11 protein-coding genes are annotated in these 20046 nt (G+C 35.3%); all 11 read right to left on the bottom strand.

All coding sequences use genetic code 11. The features are described 5' to 3' along the window. Nucleotides 1-77: 77 nt before the first annotated feature. The 11 genes from B0A75_RS14515 to B0A75_RS14465 all read right to left on the bottom strand — a co-directional run bounded on the left by B0A75_RS14515 (nucleotide 78) and on the right by B0A75_RS14465 (nucleotide 19870). A complete protein-coding gene (locus B0A75_RS14515; RefSeq protein WP_089055001.1) occupies nucleotides 78-815 on the bottom strand; it encodes a (Fe-S)-binding protein in 738 nt (245 codons plus the stop codon). A gap of 6 nt (nucleotides 816-821) precedes the next feature. Further along, nucleotides 822-1586: an SDR family NAD(P)-dependent oxidoreductase gene (locus B0A75_RS14510; RefSeq protein WP_089055000.1), complete on the bottom strand. Its 765-nt coding sequence runs from the start codon at nucleotides 1584-1586 to the stop codon at nucleotides 822-824. A 59-nt stretch (nucleotides 1587-1645) separates the two neighbouring features. After that, on the bottom strand, nucleotides 1646-3301 hold the full coding sequence (locus tag B0A75_RS14505) for a UxaA family hydrolase (protein ID WP_089054999.1): 1656 nt from the start codon (nucleotides 3299-3301) through the stop codon (nucleotides 1646-1648). Nucleotides 3302-3317: 16 nt separating this feature from the next. Further along, entirely contained in the window at nucleotides 3318-4607 is a 1290-nt protein-coding gene (fucP, locus tag B0A75_RS14500) for an L-fucose:H+ symporter permease (protein ID WP_089054998.1), read from the bottom strand. A 132-nt stretch (nucleotides 4608-4739) separates the two neighbouring features. Further along, nucleotides 4740-5645, bottom strand: a complete 906-nt coding sequence (locus B0A75_RS14495) for a metallophosphoesterase family protein (RefSeq protein WP_089054997.1) — start codon at nucleotides 5643-5645, stop codon at nucleotides 4740-4742. A gap of 338 nt (nucleotides 5646-5983) precedes the next feature. After that, entirely contained in the window at nucleotides 5984-8242 is a 2259-nt protein-coding gene (locus tag B0A75_RS14490; protein ID WP_089054996.1) for a GH92 family glycosyl hydrolase, read from the bottom strand. Nucleotides 8243-8368: 126 nt separating this feature from the next. Then, a complete protein-coding gene (locus B0A75_RS14485; protein WP_089054995.1) occupies nucleotides 8369-10552 on the bottom strand; it encodes a glycoside hydrolase family 3 N-terminal domain-containing protein in 2184 nt (727 codons plus the stop codon). A gap of 391 nt (nucleotides 10553-10943) precedes the next feature. Beyond that, nucleotides 10944-12236, bottom strand: a complete 1293-nt coding sequence (locus B0A75_RS14480; RefSeq protein ID WP_089054994.1) for a glucosidase family protein — start codon at nucleotides 12234-12236, stop codon at nucleotides 10944-10946. A 305-nt stretch (nucleotides 12237-12541) separates the two neighbouring features. Beyond that, the gene (locus B0A75_RS14475; RefSeq protein ID WP_089054993.1) at nucleotides 12542-14923 is read right to left on the bottom strand and encodes a GH92 family glycosyl hydrolase; all 2382 of its coding nucleotides are present in this window, start codon (nucleotides 14921-14923) and stop codon (nucleotides 12542-12544) included. Nucleotides 14924-14997: 74 nt separating this feature from the next. Next, the gene (locus tag B0A75_RS14470; RefSeq protein ID WP_089054992.1) at nucleotides 14998-18342 is read right to left on the bottom strand and encodes a glycoside hydrolase family 38 N-terminal domain-containing protein; all 3345 of its coding nucleotides are present in this window, start codon (nucleotides 18340-18342) and stop codon (nucleotides 14998-15000) included. A 13-nt stretch (nucleotides 18343-18355) separates the two neighbouring features. Further along, nucleotides 18356-19870: a sulfatase family protein gene (locus B0A75_RS14465; protein ID WP_089054991.1), complete on the bottom strand. Its 1515-nt coding sequence runs from the start codon at nucleotides 19868-19870 to the stop codon at nucleotides 18356-18358. Nucleotides 19871-20046: the final 176 nt, after the last annotated feature.

Here is a 20046-nt window from a genome sequence, read left to right as displayed (position 1 = left end):
ATTTTGAATATGCAATTAATGATGACTATATCATTTACTTCCTCGATTTAAATCGAAGAAATTTTCTAATCTCTTACTTATAAACCATTATTTAATATTTCGGCAATATGAATAGTTTTTGTTTTACTTCCTTGTCGTTTTAATATTCCTTCTAAATGCATTAAACAACTGGTATCTCCTCCGGTAATATAATCTACTTGATTGTCTTCATGCTCTTTTACTCTGTCCTTACCCATTTTTACGCTTACTGCTTCTTCAAATACGCAAAAAGTACCTCCAAAACCACAACATTCATCATTTCGTTTGGGTTTACTTAAAGTGATACCGTTTACCATTTTTAGTAATTGCTCGGGTTTCGAAAACTCGGGCAGTACTCTTTCTGTCATTGATGAAAGATGTAATCCTCTTTGTCCGTGACAACTATTGTGTAAGCCCACTTTAAATGGAAAATTAGCATTAATGCTTTCTACTTTTAGAACATCTGTTAGAAACTCTGTAAGTTCATAAACTGAATTACGAATGTGTAATGCTGCTTGCGGATTCTCTAAATCCTGCAAATGTTCTTTTACATGCAAAACACAACTTCCAGATGGAGCTACTATATGATCAAATCCTGTGAAGTTTTTTACAAAATTCTTATCGCAGCCTTTACTTAAATTGGCAAAACCGCTATTAGCCATTGGCTGACCGCAGCAGGTTTGTTCCAAAGGAAAAGTAACGTCACACCCCAGTTTTTCTAATAATTGCAAGGCCGCAATACCCACATTTGGGTAAAATTGATCTATATAGCAGGGTATGAATAAAGCGACCTTCATTGTAACTTAGTTATTTAATTTTATAAATCCTCCATCAATAGGATAATCGCAACCGGTAACAAAACCAGATTCATCGCTGCATAAAAACAAAGCTAAAGCTGCAACTTCATCTGGTTTTGCCATACGTCCGATAGGCTGAGATTTTGATAATTTTTCGAACATTTCTGCTTCTTGACCTGGATAATTTTTGGCAATAAATCCATCTACAAATGGTGTATGTACGCGTGCTGGTGAAATAGAGTTACAACGAATATTTTCGTTCATATAATCTCTCGCTATCGATAAAGTCATTGCCATTACAGCACCTTTGGCTGTAGAATAAGCAAATCGATCAGATATACCCACCCACGCTGCAATCGAAGCCATATTTACAATAACACCTCCGCCAGAATTTCTAAATTGTGGTATAGAAGCATGCAAACAATTGTATACGCCTTTTACATTCACGCTCATCACTCTGTCAAAATCGGCTTCGGGAGTAGTATCTACTTTACCTACGTGAGCAATTCCTGCATTATTTACCAAAATATTGATATTTCCAATTTTCTCAAATGCAGCTGTAACTTCTTGTTGGTTCGCAACATTACAAGCGTGTGAAAATACTTTTCCTCCATTTGCTTTAATTTCATCAACGGCATTTTTAGCACTTTCTTCAGTTAATTCGATAATGTGAACTTCCGCTCCTTGTTTTGCAAATAAAACTGAAATGGCTTTCCCTATTCCGCTTCCGCCGCCAGTAACTACTGCTTTTTTGTTTTGTAATGAAAACATATGATTAGATTTTTTGATCTTTTAGATTATTAGATATTGAGAGTTACGATTTATAATTATTACAATGATACCCCTCTTTTCCAAGGAATAAAATCATCTTGATTTAGTAAGACTGCTTTTGGAATGATTTCACCACTGGCAGCTTTAATGCAATATTCTAAAATATCTTCTCCCATTTCTTCAATGGTTTTCTCACCGCTTATAATCGGGCCGCAATCAATATCAATAATATCACTCATTTTCTTTGCTAAAACAGAGTTTGTCGCTACTTTAATTACTGGACAAACTGGATTTCCTGTTGGAGTTCCCAAACCTGTGGTAAATAAAATTAATGTTGCTCCAGAAGCTGCTTTTCCAGTTGTTGCTTCCACATCGTTTCCGGGTGTGCAAACTAAGCTTAGGCCTGCTTTTGTTGCAGGTTCTGTATAGTCTAAAACATCAATTACTGGAGCAGTTCCTCCTTTTTTTGCTGCTCCGGCACTTTTGATGGCATCTGTAATTAATCCGTCTTTGATGTTTCCCGGTGAAGGATTCATATGAAATCCTGAGCCTACTTTATGCGCTAAGGCATCATAAGACTGCATTAAATCGATGAATTTTTTAGCTACTGGTTCTGATGTACAACGATCAATTAAATTTTGCTCTACCCCGCACAATTCAGGAAATTCTGCCAGTAATACTTTACCTCCTAAAGCCACCAATAAATCTGATGTATAACCTACTGCTGGATTTGCCGAAACTCCGCTAAAACCATCACTTCCACCGCATTTAACTCCTAAACATAATTCACTCAAAGATGCTGGAGTTCGTTCTTGTTTGTTTATTTCAATTAATCCTTCAAATGTTTTTTTGATAGCATCTGCAATTAATTGTTCTTCACTTTTTGATTGTTGCTGCTCAAAAATGTATAAAGGTTTATCGAAGGACGGATTTTGTTTTTTGACATCGTTTGTAAAATCCTGTACTTGTAAATGCTGGCACCCTAAACTAAGCACTGTTATACCTGCAACATTTGGATGATTTGCGTATGATGCTAATAACGCACTTAAGGTAGCCGAATCTTGACGAGTGCCTCCGCAGCCTCCTTGATGATTTAAAAATTTTATTCCGTCTACGTTTTTAAAAACTTTGTTTGTATAAGGTTCTGGAGTCAATTGCACATCAATTGAATCTAAACTTTTACCATTCTTATAAGCTTGAAGTAAAGCATGAGTATACTGAGTGTATTTATCACTTACAGAATATCCTAACTCGTTATGTAAAGCTTCGCGTATTACATCCAAATTTCTATTTTCACAAAATACTGTTGGCACAAATAACCAATAATTTGCAGTTCCTACACGACCGTCATTTCGTTTATACCCTTTAAAAGTTCTGTCTTTATATTTTGAAACATCTGGCGCTTGCCATTCAAAATCAACATCACGATATTTATAAGGTTCAGCCGCATGTTTAAGGTTTTCAGTCGTCATTAGACTTCCTTTGGCAACATCGCATTGTACTTTTCCAACCAAAACGCCGTACATAATAATTTCATCTCCCGCTCTCAAATTGGCTGTATAAAACTTATGCTTTGCCTTGATTGTATCCTGTAAAAGGAAAGTTTCATTCTCAAAAACTACACTTTCTCCTTTAGACAAATCTGTTAAAGCCACCAGTACATTATCGTCTGGGTGCATTTTTATAACCAATCTTTTACTTCCGTTTTCTAACATATTATATAAATAGAATTTATGCTTTATTTGTTTTATGTCCGTTAAATGCAAACAATAGAATTACCGAGAAACACGTCAATGGAACGACATAACCATACTGAATGCTTCCTGTAATATCCGAAATCAATCCTAAAACTGGAGGAAGCAATGCTCCGCCAACAATTGACATTACGATTAATGAAGAACCAATTTTTGTGTTATGTCCAAGTCCCTCAATTCCCATTGAAAAAATCGTTGGAAACATGATACTCATAAAAAACGCTATCGCTATTAAAGTATAAACCACTAACATTCCTGTTCCTGTTATGGCTACTATTGATAAGCCAATATTAATAATGGCATAAATAATTAATAATTTTCTAGGTTGTATGTACTGCATGAAGAATGTACCTGCAAATCGCCCAAGCATAAATGCCAAGCCAAAAAAACCTAAATATTTGGCTGCAACACCTTCTGCAAGTCCAGCAGAAGTTGTTGCCATTTTAATAAAAAAGCTTCCAACGCAAACTTGGGCTCCTACATAAAAAAACTGCGCTAAAATCCCCCAACGTAAGCGCAGTGATTTCAAGGCTCCGGCAAAACTTGCGCCGTCAGCTCCTTCTTTATCTTCATCTTTTACATCCGGCATATTCGTAAAATAAAACAAAACTGCTACTGCCAGAATAATTAGTCCTAAAACTAAATACGGCATTTTTACACTTGCTGCTTCTTCTAAAACATAAGCGTGTAATTCGGCAGGAGCCATAGCATCCATTTGAGCTTGGGTCAGATTTTTACCCGATAGGATCATTGGCCCTATATAAGCCGGAGCAATAAATGCAGCTAATCCGTTAAAAGATTGGGAGAAATTTAATCTTTTAGTTGCTGTTTCTGCTGGTCCCAGAATAGTTACATATGGATTTGCAGCTGTTTCTAAAAAAGTAAGTCCGCAGGCGATAACAAATAAAGCTCCTAAAAAGTAAATGTACTGCAATGAATTGGCGGCTGGGACAAATAAAATTGAACCAATACCAAATAAAACCAACCCAATCATAATACCTGATTTATAACCGTATTTTCGCATAATGTAACCCGCAGGCAATGCCATCACGAAATAGGCTATAAAAACTGAAGAGTCGATCAAAGACGATTCTAAGTCTGTAAGATTAAATGCTTTTCGTAAATGCGGAATAAGTATTGGATCTAGATTGTGTACAAATCCCCAGAAAAAGAATAAACTGGTAACTAATATAAAAGGAAAAAGCCATTTTTTATTTTCTTTTGTACCAGCCTCTTTTTGAACATCTAACTGCGTTATTAATGCCATATGCTTTTTATTAAAATTATACTTTTTTACGATTATAAAAATATAATACTTGAAGTATAATTATTAATTCAATATTACCCTTGTTTAATTATTAATTGTCTATTATGATAATTTTAAACAAAAAAGCTGCATTTAAAAAGAATGCGGGTAATATTGATTTGTAACTGATCCATCTTCAAAAAGATCAATAATCGCATAACCTGGAGGTGTTTGTTTGTAATAGGATTTCCCTGCTGAATCTTTATCTCCTGGTTCCCACCAAAAGCCGCTCAAAGCACCATTACAATAATAATGTACATTGTTGTAAACGGCTTCATCCTTTAAATGAATGTGCCCGCTTAAACACGTAATCTTTTTATCTTTATGTTTATAAAAAAGATCACTGATATATTTAGAATCGGTATGATTTCCTCCGTCAACATGTGTGCAAACGGCAAGAATAGGAAAATGACTCATGCAGACAACTGGCGTACCAACAGGTATATTTTGTAAATCTTTTTCGAGCCATAAACGCTGTTCATCATCTAATGAACCTCCGCCGTTATTACTATCTAAAATCACAAAGTGCCATCCTTTTTTATCAAAGCTGTAATAGCGGTTTGGGATTCCTAATTGCTTTACAACATAATCTTTCCCATACATAGTATCTTGTTTGTTTGGCGCTGCCCACCACATATCGTGATTTCCGAGACAACTGTGCAATTCAAAACTGCTGATTGCTTTAGTTGTATCGTTCCAAATTTTCCATAGTTCATTTACTCTTTCGCGAGTAATATTATCATAGTCTGCTGCAAAAATGGAATCGCCGCCATTGAGAAAAAAATCGACTTTGTGTTTCTTGATTTCTTCTAAGCATTTTATAAATCGATCTGGAGCATTTTCTTCAGGTCGAATATGCACATCTGTAATATGCGCAATTCGCAAAACTCTTTTAGATTTATTGTTTTTTTCTGCTGCAGAAATAATAGAAGTTGAACCCGTTAACGCAACAGTACCAGCTGTTAAACCAATATATTTTAGTAAATCTCTTCTTTTCATTTTCTAATTTATTTTGTTTGATAATTTTTCCACAGATCTAGCAGATTTTATGATTTTTAATTCTATCTATATCTTTTTTAAATGATTGAATTACCTCCAGTTTTAATTGGAGAAATAAAATTGGCAACAAAAAGGGCTTTAGCCAAACTTATACATTTTGGCTAAAGCCCTAAATCTCAATCTTACTATTAACATCCAGCTAAACTAGACGCTATTCATTCACATAGCAAACTATGTGTATTTTAAACAAGTGAAACGCCTTTTCTAAGAATTCTAAATCTATGTTTCTATGTGTTAAAAATATTTACACCAAACGATTCAATACTATAAATTCAATATTATTTAACAGAATAAGGTCTGTCTTTCACAGCAACTCCCCAAGTTTTAGAAGGTTTATCTCCCATCGTAAAAATTAACTCGCCGCCTTTCATAATATCCGAATGAAGAATATAGCTCTGCGTATAAGGTTTTCCGTTTAAAGTCGCTTTTTGAATGTAGATATTCTTTGTACTGTTGTTTAATGCTTTTACAGTAAAGCTTTTTCCATCAGCTAAATTCAATGTTGATTCGTCCATGCTTGGGCTTCCGAAAACATAAATTCCATTGAATGGATTTACAGAATACATTCCCATAGCACTCCAAATATACCAAGCCGACATTTGTCCAACATCTTCATTTCCGCACAATCCATCATGTTTGTCACTATATAAATTATCTACAATATAACGTACTTTTTCGGCTGTCTTCCATGGCTGTCCTACGAAATTATACAAATATGTAATGTGGTGGCTCGGCTCGTTTCCGTGTGCATACTGCCCAATCAAACCTGTAATATCACTAGAAGCTTCTGCTCCCATATCGCCTGTTATTGTAAACAAAGTATCCAGTTTTTTTGTAAATGATTTTTCTCCGCCAAGCATAGCTATTAATCCTTCTACATCGTGAGGCACTAACCAAGTATACTGCCATGCATTTCCTTCGGCAAAATCATCTTTCATGTGTGCTGATTTAAACGGATCAAAAGGTGTTCTCCATTGTGTATCGCTTACTTTTCCGCGTACAAAAGTGGTCGAAGGATCGTAATATTTTTTGTAGGCTTTTGAGCGATTAATGAAATAATTATAATCTTCGGTTTTGCCCATTTTTTTTGCCATCATTGCAATTGCTCCATCAGAGATAGAATATTCCATACCAATAGCTACTGATTCTCTCAAACTATCTGCAGGAATGTAACCTATTTTTTTCACGAAATTCAATCCGCGATCGTCCTGCATTGCTGTTGCTTTTACAGCTTCGAATGCTAATTCTCCGTCAATTCCTTTAATACCTTTCAAATACGCATCAACAACGATCTGAATTGCACTATTTCCAGGCATACAATAGGTTTCATTCCCCATTAAATGCCAAACCGGAAGATGTCCTGTTTCTTTATAAATCGCCAGCATCGAATTGATAATATCCGAAACTTTATCGGTTTGTGTCAGCGTAAGCAAAGGATTTGCTCCTCTATAAGTATCCCACAACGAAAATGTAGTTAAATTGGTAAATCCTGCCGCTCTATGCACTTGTTTGTCTGAACCGTAATAATCACCATTACTGTCGTTGTAAATCGACGGCGCAATCATAGTGTGATATAAAGCTGTATAAAATGTTCTCATTTTAGCAATATCTTTCGATTTTACCACAATTTTATTCAACTCTTTATTCCATTTTTCATCTGCTTGAACAGCCACTTTTTCAAAGTTCCAGCCTGAAATTTCTTTTTTAATATTCATTAAAGCGTTTTCTGTACTTACTGCCGAAATTCCCACTTTAATTTTAATCACTTCATCTTTTAAAGTCGAAAACTGAAGTACTGCTTTGGCACTATCTCCCAAAACCACTTTATTAATCATCTCTTTTGTATTGTTATACAATTGGATCTTCTTAGCTGGTTTTGACAAAACTGCTGCAAAATAAATACGTTGATCCGGCGCCCAGCCTTTCGAGAAACGATATCCTTCGATCAAGGTGTCATTTTTTACTCTGATATAAGTATCTACTGCTTTATCCCAGCCAATTCCTTCCACTAAGTCTAAAACGATATGTGATTTATCTGAAGCTGGGAAAGTGTATTTCTGAAAACCAACTCTTTCAGAAGCTGTCATTTCGGCTTTAATTCCGTTTTTCTTTAAAATAACAGAATAATAACCCGGTTTTGCTACTTCATCTTTATGATCGAAACCTGAGATATAACCATTTTCCATGTCTTTGGCAGTTCCTTTTTTCAGATTGATTTTACCAACAGCAGGCATAAAAAGTAAATCTCCAAGATCACCAATTCCAGTTCCGCTTAAATGCGTGTGCGAAAACCCAATAATTGTTGGATCAGAATAATGATAACCAGAACACCAATCCCAACCTTGTGAAATATTTACTGGTCCTAATTGAACTGCTCCAAAGGGAACATTTGCGCCCATAAAAACGTGTCCGTGAAATCCTGTTCCAATAAACGGATCTACATATTGTGTCAAATTTTGTTTACTAGTCTGTCCTTGTATTTGCAGGCAGCAAAGGCCTAAAATCGCAAATAATGTTGCTTTTAAATTTTTATTCATATTATTTTAATTTGATATATCAATATGTGGTAACATCTGTTTTTTTTGCCACGAATGACACTAATTTTTACGAATTTTTACTAGAACAAAGCTTCTTTACTCTTTACTCTTTCTTCTATAATCTCTCTACTTCACAATCTCAAAACTACCTTCCAACATTGTATCTCTTGAATTCGAACCGATTTTCAATGTGTAGTTTCCTTCATAGATCTTAAATTGTTTTGTAGTCTCGTCCCATTTTTGAAGCTCTTCCAATGGAATTTGCAATGTGATTGTTTTTGATTTTCCTTTAACCAACGAAACGCGTTTAAAAGCTTTCAGTTCTTTCAACGGCATTCTATCAACGTTTGGATATTCTACATATACCTGAGCAACTTCATCAGCATCATAATTTCCTGTATTAAAAATTTCGATTTGCATTGAAATTTCGTTTGAATTCATTTTGACTGTTTTAGGCTGTCGAACCCAATTGTAGCCAAAAGTGCTGTAACTTAAACCAAACCCAAACGGATATTGTACCTCTTTATCAGAATAGCGATACGTTCTTCCTGCCATTGCGTAACTGTTATAATCTGGTAAATCGCTGAACGATTTGTAGAAACTAACCGGTAAATGTCCTGATGGAGAAACTTTTCCAAAAAGAAGATTTGCCAAAGCAGTTCCGCCTTGTTCTCCAGGATACCACGCAAAAACAATTGCATCTACATAAGGCTCAATTGCCGAAATATCAACGGCACTTCCGCCTGTTACAACTGCTATAAGCGGCGATTTAGTTCCTTTACGAAGTGCTTTTATATATGCAATATGCGACGCTGGTAAATCCATGTTTTTTCTATCGCCTTTTCCGTCAGCTAAAAAAGCATCGCCTTCTTCGCCTTCATAAACTGGAGTAAAACCAATTACTGCAATCGTCAAATCAGCCATAGAAGCTGCCCAAACACCACCAAAGTTTTTTGTATCTGTAAAATCGCAGCCCATATCATATTCTACACGAGTATCAGGATCTACAGCACCTGCAATACCTTCTACAAAATTTACGGCTTTATCTGTAATTCCGTGATAATTACCTAATAAAGCATCTAGTGACGCAGCATTTGGCCCAACGACAACCATCGATTTATAATCTTCTTTTTTTAGCGGAAGCAATTTTGTTTTCTTTTCTCCCACTTCACCGTTCTTCAACAAAACCATACTTTGTTCTGCCATTTTTCGGCTTAGATTTCTGTGATACGTATTGGCAATACTATCTATACCATATTTTCTATACGGATTATCTTCTGCTTTGTCGTAAAATCCTAATTTGAACTGTGTACGTAAAGTTGGTGTTAATGCGTTATCAATATCTTTTTGAGTAATTAATTTTTGATTTAGCGCATTAATCGCATCTTTTTGTAATAATCCGCTGCAATCCATATTTACGCCCGCTTTAATTGCTTCAGCAGCAACAGTTACGCTGTTTGGCAGGGTTTTATGGCTTTCGTAAATATCCTGAAGAGCCCAACAATCGGTAACAACATGACCGCCAAATTTCCATTCATTTCGCAAAATATCTTTTAGTAATGTTTTACCAGTGCAGCAAGGTTCTGAATTTACACGATTATAAGCACACATTACGGTTTCTACTTTGGCATCAACTAATTTTTTGAAAGCGTACAAATAAGTTTCTCTCAAATCTTTCTCATCTACAATCACATCAATCGAATGTCTGTTTTTTTCAGGGCCGCTGTGTACTGCAAAATGTTTGGCACAAGCTGCCGCTTTCATGTATTTTGGATCTGTTCCTTGCAAACCTTTTACATAAGCGGTTCCCATTTTTCCTGTTAGAAAAGGATCTTCACCGTACGTTTCTTGTCCTCTTCCCCAACGCGGATCTCTAAAAATATTGATGTTTGGCGACCAGAAATTAAGTCCCATATATTGTAAACGACGATCTTTGGCTACAGCCATATTATTTTTGGCTCTGGCTTCGGTTGAAATGGCATTTGCTACCTCATTTAATAAATTATCATTAAAAGAAGCTGCCATTCCTAAAGCTTGCGGAAAAACAGTTGCTTTCCCTGCTCGTGCTACTCCATGCAGCGATTCGTTCCACCAATTATACTGCGGAATATCTAATCGTTTAACAGCTTTGCTTTCAAAACCTAATAAAGAAATTTTCTCTTCAATCGTCAATTGTTTTAGTAAATCGTCTACTCTTTTATCTATCGATAAATTTTGATTTTTATAAGGATATGTTTTTTGCTGCGCAGAAGTAATTCCGACACAGAAACAAAAAAACAGTACAAATCGGTAATTTTTTAAGCAATTCATTATTGAGTTTTTAAATTTTATTATCGAGTTTCTTTTTTACTAAATCGTTTTATCAATTAAAACAAATGACTATACAATTCAGTTATGCCAATTGTTTTAAAAAACCTTAACTTACTTTACTTCAAAGAATAAACATTCTTCTTTATTACTTTATTTGAAATATTTCAGAAATTTAAAGATAGAATATCTTTTTGATAAAATAATACTCCGATTTTATCTAAATTTAAGTTGCAATTGCCCTTATTTTAAGTTAAAAAATAAAAAAAGATATCTCTTACGAAATATCTCACTTACATAAATACAATCCTAAATTAAGGTTCTATTAAATCCTGCTCTATAAAAAAGGTGAAGTTGATAATTATCTTATCTACTTCACCTTTCTCTGATTTTATTATTTATTCAGATTTTCAAACATTACAATTGCGGTGTATAAAACTCCAGCCTCGCCTCTAAAAGTTCCTGATCCTCTTGGTTCATTTTTTATCGAATACCATTCGTAGAAACCGTTATTGTCTTTTACTCGTTTCAGCATTGGCTGTACTTCTCTGTAAGCTTCTTCCACATATCCGTATTTAATTAATTGCTGAATTGTTCTTGCTCCAAACCAAGTCCAATCGCCGCCATTTTGATAGCTGTAAACTGGATTCATAATTTTGTTTACAAAAAAACCATTAGGATAAGGTGGATAAAGGGTTAAACCAATAGATGGTGCTCCAGCTTCTTTTACTCTTTTTACCATTTCGTCAAGCGAAGCTTTTACTTCTGCTTTGCTCAATAATCCTGCTTCCATTGCAACAGTTGTCCCTCCGAAATAGAAGATATTATTCTCATCAAAATCTGCTGGAAATGGCGAACCATTTAAATACAAATGCGGAATGTATTTTTGATTTTTAGCATCCCAAAGATAAGTTCTTGTGTTTTTAGCAACGTCAGTTTTGATTTTTTGCCATTTGGTTTTAGTTGACGGAAGTATCTCCATCATATTATTCAAAGCAACTATAAACATGGCGTTGTCGTAAATATCACAAGCCATATGCGTATTTCCATCAAGATCAACTCCGTAACCTTCTTCTGGCTGTACATCGCCCCAATCTGCTGTTGTTGCACCTGTAATTAAGCCGTATTTTGTTGTATAGCGGTTTTTCATTAAAAAGTCCATAGACCATTCTAACCTTTTTGCAACGGTTTTATCTCCAACTTTTTCTGCTAAGATAGATTTATCGCCAGTTAACTGAATGTATTTGTAAACTGCTTGTACCAAAGATGTTTCTTGGTCAGTTTCAACTGTATTTTTATGAGCTGCATATCTTGGTTCTAATTTCGAATACGAAAAATCAGTTTCTCCAGCACCAATTTGTTCTTTAGGAGTATAACCGTCAATAATGTTTCCGTCATCGCCCTGCATTCTAAAAAACACTAGCAGATTCTCTTTTATATCTTCTTTTTTAGTGACTTGTGCGGCTAATTCAATAAAGGTATTATAATCGCGAATCCATACTTCGCGATAACCGTCACCAGCATTTACACCAGTTTTAATTACTTCTAAAGCTTTCTTTTTTACGAACGTCATATTTTGATCGTTCTTGATTTTCTCCGACAATTTTTTGTCAATCGGCATTTTTGGCTGTGCTGTAAGAGTCAGCATAAAAGCAAGTGCCGCTGCTGATGAAAGTATTTTTTTCATGTTTATTTAAATTGGAATTATTATTTGTTGTTTTTAGTTTATGGTTTGTTGTTGTTGTTGTTGTTAACCAAATAGTCTGATAGCTATCGAGATTGTAAATAATGAGTACAAAAAGAAATACATATTTTTCACATAATTGGTTTGTGAATTGTCACCCTAAGCGAAGTCGAAGGGCGTTCCAATTGGCACGTGGGCTTCGACTCCGCTCAGCCTGACAACAACTTCGCTCAGCCTGACAAATGATTATCAAAAAAACTATGTTTTAATGTGTTTAAATAAAATCTCCATTAAAAAGTTTTAAAAACTCATTCACTTGTACTCATTGACGGCGGAGGTGTCTTAATTCCCCATTTGGTATTTGGTTTTACTCCCATTTCAAAAAATAAGGTTCCACCATCGGTTAGTTTTTTGCGATCAATCCAGGCATTTTCAATTTTTTCTCCGTTGAAAGATGCTGACTGAATGTATTTGTTTTTCTTCGAATTATTTTTAGTCTCGATTATAAGTTCCTCGCCTTTATAATATTTCGGATCGAGTTTAATGGTCACTTTATCAAATAATGGACTTCCAAACTGAAATGTTGGATTCATGGCTGCATGTCCCTGAACATCAAACAATCCCATTGAAGCCATTACAAACCAAGCTCCCAATTGTCCTTGATCTTCGTCTTGTCCAAATCCGTAACCGTGAAGTGGTTCTGCGCCATAGAACTCTTCGCAAATAGCGCGCGACCATTTTTGTGTAAGCCAAGGTTTTCCAGAATAATTAAACAAAAAAGAATGATGGAGACATGGCTGATTTCCGTGATTGTACAACCTTTCTAAGCCTGAGAAACTGTCAATTCCTTTTCCTCCGCCAAAAGTCGATTTTTGACTTTCATTAAACGTGGTTTCCAAACGTTTGTTGAATAATTCCAAACCTAAAATTTTGATTAATCCTGCAGGATCTTGTGGTACGTACCAAGTATATTGATAGGCATTTGCTTCCTGAAATCCTCTCCAAGCTTCCATTGGATTAAAATTTTCTATGAATTTTCCGTTTTCATATTTTGGACGAATAAATTTGGTTTCTGGATCAAAAATGTTCTTCCAGTTTCCTGCTTGTTTTGTTAGTTTATTATAATCCTCTGTCTTGCCTAAAGCTTTTGCAAATTGAGAAACTCCATAAGATGTATAGGCAAATTCAAGAGTATGTGACGCGCCAAAATTAAATACCCATCCATTTGCAAGTGTGGTATCTTTTGATGGAATGTATCCTTCTTTTACAAAATAGGCTAAATCGTATTTTCCTGAACCAAATGGACGTTTACTATAGCCTGTTTCGTTTTTATATGCAATCTTATAAGCTTCTTCTACATCAAAATCTCGAATGCCACTATTATAAGCCGCTGCAATCATCAAACCAAAACAATTTGTTTGTACACCATTTGCGTGCGCTCCAGCTGCAATTCCATCGTGTAACCAGCCCGTTTCTTTTGCAAAATCAATATTAGATTGAAGATACTCACTCAAATAATCTGGATACGCCAAAGCCCAAAGCTGTCCTAAATTCCAAAATCCGCCCCAAATTCCATCTGTATTGTAATGATTGTATTTTGGTTTTCCATTTTCATCTAATGGTATTTGACCTATTTTTCCATCATGTCTTGGATAAGTTCCCTTAGCATCGCTTGCTAACCCGCGTCCTAGAAGAGCGTGATATAAACCTGTGTAGAATTTTACTTTATTGATGCTGTCTTTTGTTTCTACTTTAATTCGTCCTAACTTTTCATTCCATTTTTCGTGAGCTGTTTCTTTTACAGCATCAAAAGTTTGTCCAGTCGCTTCAGCTTTCAAATTCAATTTTGCGTTTTCAATACTTGTGTACGAAAGTCCCACTTGCATTTCGACAACTTCTCCTTTTTTGGTAGCGAAATTGATATACATTCCGTTTCCAATTCCTTTAGTTTCCTTTTGACCGTCAAATGTTTTATCTTCTACAAATGAACCAAAGGACTTCGGCGTTTTACTAAGCTGAATTACAAAATACATTTTCACTCGTTTTTCTGGATCACAGAATTTCAAATACTCAGGAAACGTTTCGATCGTTCCTTCTAAAGTATTTTTTCCAGAAAGCTTCATCTCTGCTTCGGTAACACCGCTGCTTTCGCCCTGACGATGACCAATATCAAAGATAATATGTGATGCTCCAGATTCAGGAAAAGTATAACGATGAAATCCTACTCTTTCTGTAGCTGTTAATTCTGCCTTGATTTTATATTCTTTTAAGAAAACAGAGTAATACCCAGGTTCAGCATATTCTTCTTCTTTGTCAAATGTTGATCGATATCCTGTTTCTGGTTTTTCTAAAGTTCCAGGTGTAGTCTGCAATTCTCCCGTTATGGGCATTGCAACTAAACCGCCAATTTGAAACTCGTGAAAATGTCCAAAGCCTTCAATCGAATTATGACGATCGTCGTAGCCGCAAGGTGCCCAGCTTCCACCGCTTCCGTAAGCATTAGTGTGCGGAGCCAATTTTGCCATTCCAAAAGGCAATGAGGCTGGCGTATAAAAAAACCAACGTCCATGCACGGAACCTATCTGCGGATCGACCCAAGCTGTTGCATTAAAATCATCTTTTTTCTTTGAACAAGAGAAAAGCGAAATAAACATTGCGAACAATATTATTGTCTTTGAAATTGTTTTCATATATCTTAAATTTAATATCAAGGCATTTTTTTAAAATTAGAACGATAAATCTCTGATGCTGATTTTAACTGATTTTATATTTTCAGTATAAATTCTGAAACACCGCTTCCTGTCATATTAATTTCAGTAGATTTTGTTTTTTCAGCTCCAGTTGTTTTATCTATAATTGCTTTTGGCTGCAAAGATTTCCATACAAATTTGGTTTCCTGTTCTGATTGTTCTGGATTGAATAAACGCATTAATATTGTACCATCTTGATTTGGTGTTAAACTAGTTACCACTATTCTAGAATTAGTCAATTCGAATAAATTTACAGGCAGTTTTACATCTTCATTTACAGTCATTGCAATCAGTGGCTGTGTAAACTCTGCGGCTTCTTTTTCCATTACTGCTCTATCTGTTGTTTCATGAGGTCGAAGTGCATATTTAAAGTTCACAATGCCGCTCTGATCCGCTTTGTAATTGGTGTGCCAATAATTATTCATTACATATGAGAACCATGTAGAAGTTGGCTTCTCTGTTTTTTTCCATTCCTTATAATTAGGCACAACCTCTTTTCGTTCGTCAACCATACTGTTTGGTTCGACCAAAGGAGATTCTAAAAGCATCCATTGCACTCCTTTATCTCCTGATGATACATCGAGCCATCTTCTTCCATAAAGAAAATCCATATTTGATCCTGCCAATTGATCTTTCAAAAACTCAATTGTTCCATAACCTGCATCAAGCGTAGTTTTTGTTAATTGTGTGTTGAATGGATATCCAAAATGAACTCCTTCTTTGGTACGAATAGCTTTTTTGTCTAAAATATTATGTATCAATACTTGATTACTTCCGCTGTAAAGCGAAATAATTCGTTCCAATTTGTTAGCTCCCGGCGCATCAGATATAATTGAAACTGATGTTACTACAGGTCCGCTTTCCAAAGTTTTAACCTGAACATTTGTATTCGTTTGAACTTCTTCTGGATTTAAACCGGGAACGTACCAATAACTATTTAAACCTTGTTTATTGAAATCGCCCGCATAATTATAATCTGAAATCGTTTTTAAATTTGTAATACTTCCGTTGTTTTTATCCCAGCCAAACTCAATTTTTCCGTTCGACAAAGAATGATCTCCTAAAACAAATTGATTACTAAAATCTGATTTTGTTTTATCTGTAATTTCATAAAATGCAGTTCCAAAAGCAGGAACATCGGTTGCGATAAAAGCATATTTTCCGTTGCTCAATTGCTGTAATGGTGTAATTTTTCCGCTTGCATCTTTCACAGATTTTCCTTTTACAGTTGTTTCAATAAGTACCAATCCGGTTCTTTTCCAAGATGATGTGTTGAAAACGGCAATTTTCTTAGATTTAGAATTGCTTATGGTTTCAAATAAGTTTTTTTCTAATGCATTAATCTCTGTATCAGCATCAAGCATAAACTGTTTTTTTATCCGCCATTGTTCGGTTACAAAATGAGAATCTGGGTCAGATATACTATTGTGTGCACCCCAAGTATGCTCATGAAACATTATAATATTTCTCCAAGCTTCATAAAAATTCTGTTGATCGTACTTTTTAGGCTGCAACATGGTATAAAGCGTCGTTAATTGCTGCAAACGTAAACTGTTAACTCTGTTTTTTCCTTCTTCATCAGCTGTCGAAAGTGCTCCATCTTCCCAATAAGGCGTCAAATCGCCTTTTACAGTTGGTATTTTATCGCCGTACTTTTTCTCAAATGCTTCAAACATTTTATCGGCAGTGTTGAGAATTAATTTTGGAGAAGCATATTTTTCATTCCATTTTTTTACAAAATCAGAAGCATTAGGTTCTATTGGAGCATTGTCTGCAATAATATTAAAACGCCATTGCACCATATCATATGGATAATTATTGGCTGTTAATTCATTTAAATAATCTGCAATTTTCTTAGCTCCTCTTTCATAAATATCGCCCGGCTGCATGCCATGCCATGACGAATATCCTTTGGCTCCAGCCCAAAACAATACTTTTTCTTGTCCAGATGGCGACGTCCACCAAACAGGTTTGTCTCCCCAATTTTTTAGAAAATGCCCTGCTCTGTCTCCCCTATACGGATGATCTAATCCCATAAAATTAGATCCAATAGAAAAATACTTTACACCTCCTTTTGAAAGTGCCGTTACCGTTGACCAAGCAAATCCAGGTACATCAGAAATCATTGCGCTGTTTATGGTAAAACCAAAGTCTTTGCGCAGTTTAGCGGCATAATCTGTGTAATGAAACATTTCTTCGGCCTGACTCATTCCGGTAAGCATATTTACATATAATGCCGAAAGCAGAATGTCACCATTTTTTACTGCCGCTGTAAATTTCTCTTTTTGAGTCGGTGTCGCAACTTTCAAATAATTTTCGACTGCCCAAATCGATTCTATGTTCCATTTGAATTTTGCTTCTTCTGGATACGATTTTGTTTTTTCGATCATTTCGAGTGCATCATCAATATTTTTATTGTGCACTTTTACAATCTCAGGTTGTAAATGCGAATAACCAATATCAGTATGTGAATGATGTAGTAAGTGAAATTCTCTGTAAACAATGGGTTTAACAACAAAAAAGTTATCAATAAAAGTTTTGCCTGCAAGTTTCACCTGCACTTTTACATTTTCGTCTTTTGTAACTGCTTTAATCGGAATGTCAAAATTGTTCATTCCATCTTTTGCGATATAAGTGTAATTTTCTTTTTCGTTGATTTTTACATTTACAATTTCGTCTTTACCAAAATGCAAAACACTTAAAGCCAGCGTTTGTGTGCCATCTTTTAAAAGAAAAGGCATTGGAGTTACTTTTACATTTTCTTCAAATGCAAATTTGAAAGTCATAAACCAATCGTTGCTATTTTGCTTTTGACCAACAATTTTTATTCGAACAGCTTTTCCGGGTTTTACTTTATTGGCGGGAAGACGCAAGAATGCATATCCTTGAGAGTCGTTTGCTCCATCTAATTTTATTTGCTGAAATGCTAATGCTGATCCGTCATTTGTTTTAAAAATCCAGTTCGTTTTTTGATTTTTAGGTAAAGTCGTAAAAGTCAAAATCTTTTTTCCATCCACATACAAATCAAAATTTCTGTCTCCGCTGCTAGATCCTGAAGAATGTCCCGCAACCCAGCTGAAATATACATAATCGTCTTTTATAACTTTTGGAACGGGAGCTGTTTCCCATTCTATTGTTTTATTTCCATCTGTCGTTCTCGTTAAAAGTGCAACAGTTGCATAATCTTGAAAAGCCGAATTATACGTAATATTCTCTCCTGTAATTTCTTTTCCGAAACCATTAATCCAATTTATTTTTCCAAAAAAAGGAACTTCTTTTTGAGCAAAAAGAGATTGTGTTACGAAAAGCAGCAAAAAATAAAGAAATAGTCTGCTTATATTTTGTTTTTTAAAGTTCATATGTTTTAATCAATTATGGTCTTGTTATTTCCAATTCTTTGCTGGATTTTAGTAACGCTGAAAGATTTACTACAACATCAGGATATTGCGATGCTAAATTGTTTTTTTCTCCTATATCTTTACTCAAATCATACAACTGAGGCAGCGGATCATTGCCTAATTCGATATTTACATCACGATCAATACGTGGGCCTTTTGAGGGCTCAATGTATTTCCACTTTCCTTGAATGATCGATAACGGTCCGCCTTGTTCAATTAAATAAGATCGGTCTTTTTTAGATTTACCTGTTAGTTGTGTTAGCATATCAAAACTATCTGGAGCGTCATCGTTTTGCAATGGCTGTCCTGTGAGTTTTGCTAAAGAAGAGAATAGATCTATATGACTTAACAATACTGCCGTCTTTTTATCAGGCTGAACACTTGCCGGCCATTTTACAATAAACGGAACCCTTGTTCCTGCTTCAAACGCACTATATTTTCCTCCGCGTAATGGTCCTGTTGGTTTATGACTTCCTAACATTTCAACCGCTTTATCCATATAGCCGTCATTTACAACAGGCCCATTATCACTGCTAAAAATAATCAGTGTATTTTGACTAAGTTTCAGACTATCTAATGCTTTTACTATTTCACCTACCGTCCAATCCAGTTGCAATATGGCATCACCCCTAAGCCCCATTCCGCTTTTACCTCTAAACATACTATGAGGATAACGAGGTACATGTATATCGCCAGTTGCGAAATACAAGAAAAATGGATTTGAAGCATTTTTTGATATAAAACTGATTGCCTTTTTCGTAATATCGCCAGCTATATCAGCATCTTTCCAGTATGCACTATGACCGCCGCTCATATATCCAATTCGGCTGATACTGTCTACAATTGTTTCGTTATGTCCTTGACCTGGATCAGGCTTCATTCGCAATTGTTCTGGATTTTCTTTGCCTGTTGGATCATTGCCAACTTTTTCTTTATAACTTACCGTTATTGGATCTTTTGGATCAAGATTTACTACTCTGCCGTTTTCGACATAAACGCACGGAACTCTATCTAAAGTTGCTGGCATAATAAACGAGTAATCAAAACCAATTTCTTTTGGTCCGGGCTTAATTTCTTTATTCCAATCAATTCCGTTCTTTCCTAATCCCAAATGCCATTTACCAATTACAGCCGTAGTATAACCTGCCTTTTGAAGCATTGAAGGAAGAGTCGCTTCATTCGTGGGAATAATTAATGAGGCGTCTCCTGGAGCTATTCCAGTTCCTTTTTGTTTCCACGGATATTTGCCTGTAAGTAATCCGAATCTAGAAGGTGTACAAGTTGCTGAAGTCGAATGCGCATTGGTAAACTGCAATCCTTGTTTCGCCAGTTTATCAATATTTGGAGTACTGATTTTCGACATACCGTAGCAGCTTAAATCACCATAACCCAAATCGTCTGCATAAATTACAATTACGTTGGGCTTTTGCTGCGCCCAAGTTGTAAGGTTAAAAACTAAAAGTATAAATAGTAGTACGTTCTTTTTCATAATATTTAAAGTATAAAATGAAGCTTCAAATAGTAAATTATTGGTTTAATCTTTTGGACTTAATTGTCCTAAACACATAAACATTTGAATTGCCTCCAATTTTAACTGGAGGGTAAAATTGATTCTAGATTCAGGCTTTAGCCAAACTTTTGTCTTTTGGCTAAAGCCACTAATCT

It is taken from the genome of Flavobacterium oncorhynchi, assembly GCF_002217355.1.
In the GTDB taxonomy this organism is placed as follows: domain Bacteria; phylum Bacteroidota; class Bacteroidia; order Flavobacteriales; family Flavobacteriaceae; genus Flavobacterium; species Flavobacterium oncorhynchi.
This window is presented reverse-complemented; position numbering and strand designations above follow the sequence as displayed.